The 1,758-nt window shown below is 64.7% G+C and carries 3 protein-coding genes; all 3 read right to left on the bottom strand.

From position 1 onward, the window contains the following. Positions 1 to 85 precede the first annotated feature (85 nt). Entirely contained in the window at positions 86 to 565 is a 480-nt protein-coding gene (locus A5777_RS11700; protein ID WP_039854702.1) for a gluconokinase, read from the bottom strand. Next, positions 558 to 1,493, bottom strand: coding sequence for a D-isomer specific 2-hydroxyacid dehydrogenase family protein (locus A5777_RS11695; RefSeq protein ID WP_005203285.1), 936 nt, complete (start codon positions 1,491 to 1,493; stop codon positions 558 to 560). Before A5777_RS11695 ends, A5777_RS11700 begins: the two co-directional genes overlap by 8 nt. Beyond that, positions 1,493 to 1,758: RNase H family protein (locus A5777_RS11690; protein ID WP_331710592.1), on the bottom strand; the 266-nt coding region annotated here is incomplete at its 5' end. The genes A5777_RS11695 and A5777_RS11690, both read right to left, overlap by 1 nt.

The raw sequence follows: 1,758 nt of genomic DNA, 5'->3' as shown, positions 1-1,758 counted from the left end.
CATGCCCGCCACCCAGGCCGAACGTGCTCAACACTTTTCACCACACCGCAAAAGCCGATCGGTGGATCGAGGCTTAGAGCGCGCTCTAACGCAACACCTGATCGACGATCACGTCGAGCGGCAGCGCGGCGTCGACGATCATCCCCTGCTCGTCGGGTCCGAGTGGTTCGAGCGCGGCGAACTGCGAGTCGATGAGCGCAGCAGGCATGAAGTGATCACGCCGCCCGTGCACGCGCGCATGTGCCGCGTCTCTGCCGAGGGCGAGCATCACGAAGAACGCCCTGGGAGCACTGCCGCGCAGTCGATCCCGATAGGCACGGCGCAACGCCGAACAGGCGGCCACGCCGTCGTCGTGCTCGGCGAGCCAGGTACCGACCACGTCGAGCCAGGGCAAGCGATCGGCGTCGGTCAGTGGATGTCCCGCGGCCATCTTCGCGATGTTGGCGGCCGGGTGCAGATCGTCGGCATCGACAAACGGCACCGCCAGACGTGCGGCGAGCGCCAGTCCGACAGTACTTTTCCCGCACCCTGACACCCCGCAGACGACGATGGGCGACTCAGTAATCGTGACCAGCCGCCACGGTCGACACGAGGTCTTCTCCTGCGCGGAATCGGCGGAGGTTCTCCGCGATCCACGGCGCGAGTTCGCGGGTGAGACCCGACGCCGGGTTGGCGATGTGAGGTGTGATGATCACGTTCGACAGCGACCACAGCGGATCGTTGCGCGCGGGCGGTTCGGGATCGGTCACGTCAAGTGCGGCACCCGCGATCTCATGCCCCTTGAGCGCCCAGTACAGCGCCTGTTGGTCGACGAGCGGCCCGCGTGCGATGTTGACCACCCACGCGTGGGAGGGCAACTGCGCCAACACCTTTCCATTGACCAGGTGATGGGTTTCCGGAGTCGACGGCGCGGCGAGGACCACGTGATCGCACGACGACCACACCTCATCCATCCGCGACGACGGCAGCGTGCGCTGAGCGCCGTCGACCTCACGTCCCGAATGGTTCACCGCGAGAACCGAAGCGCCACAAGCCTTCAGGCGTGGAATCAGCGATCTCGCGATACCGCCGGCCCCGATGATCGCCACGGTCGCGCCGCGCAGTGTGCGCACCGCGGGATCGATGTGGTCTTTGTCCCAACCCCACCGCACCGATGAGTTGATCTGCCGCAGCCCGGCGAGCAGGAGCGCGAGTGCGTGCTCGGCGACGTTCTCCGCATAGAAGCCCGACGCGTTCGTCCAGACACGCTTGTCGTCGAGAATGCCTGCGGAGACGAACTCTTCGATCCCCGCCGTCTTCAACGCCACCCATTCGACGGTGTCGGGGAGATCGGGGAATCCCGACGCTCCGCCAAGCCAGATCAGGACTCGCGCGGCGTCGAGGTCGGTTTGCGTCGCACCGACGTCGTCGAGCGCCGCGGTGATGTGCTGATCACGTTCGGGGAGGACGGCGACCGTGATCGTCGAATCAGTTTGCGAGGCAGACGAACTCATCACTCACGTCCAGCGAGTTTCTTGGCGGCAGATGTTGCCAGCGTGTCAGCGATCTCGTTGTAGTGATCTCCCGCATGACCTTTCACCCATTTCCAGGTCACCTTGTGCAGCTTCTCCTCCTCCACGAGGCGGCGCCACAGATCTGCATTCTTCACGGGTTTCTTGTCTGCGGTTTTCCACCCGTTTCGCTGCCAGCCACTCACCCACTTGGTGATGCCGTTTCGGACGTAACTCGAGTCGGTGTAGAGGATCACCGTCGACGGCT

The organism is Gordonia sp. 852002-10350_SCH5691597, assembly GCF_001665715.1.
Classification (GTDB): Bacteria; Actinomycetota; Actinomycetes; order Mycobacteriales; family Mycobacteriaceae; genus Gordonia; species Gordonia sputi.
The sequence above is the reverse complement of the archived record's forward strand: the minus strand, read 5'-3'. Positions and strand labels throughout refer to the sequence as shown.

Coding starts and splice junctions, on each gene's coding strand:
- A5777_RS11695 (WP_005203285.1), bottom strand. CDS start 1,493: ATGAGTTCGTCTGCCTCGCAAACTGATTCGACGATCACGGTCGCCGTC.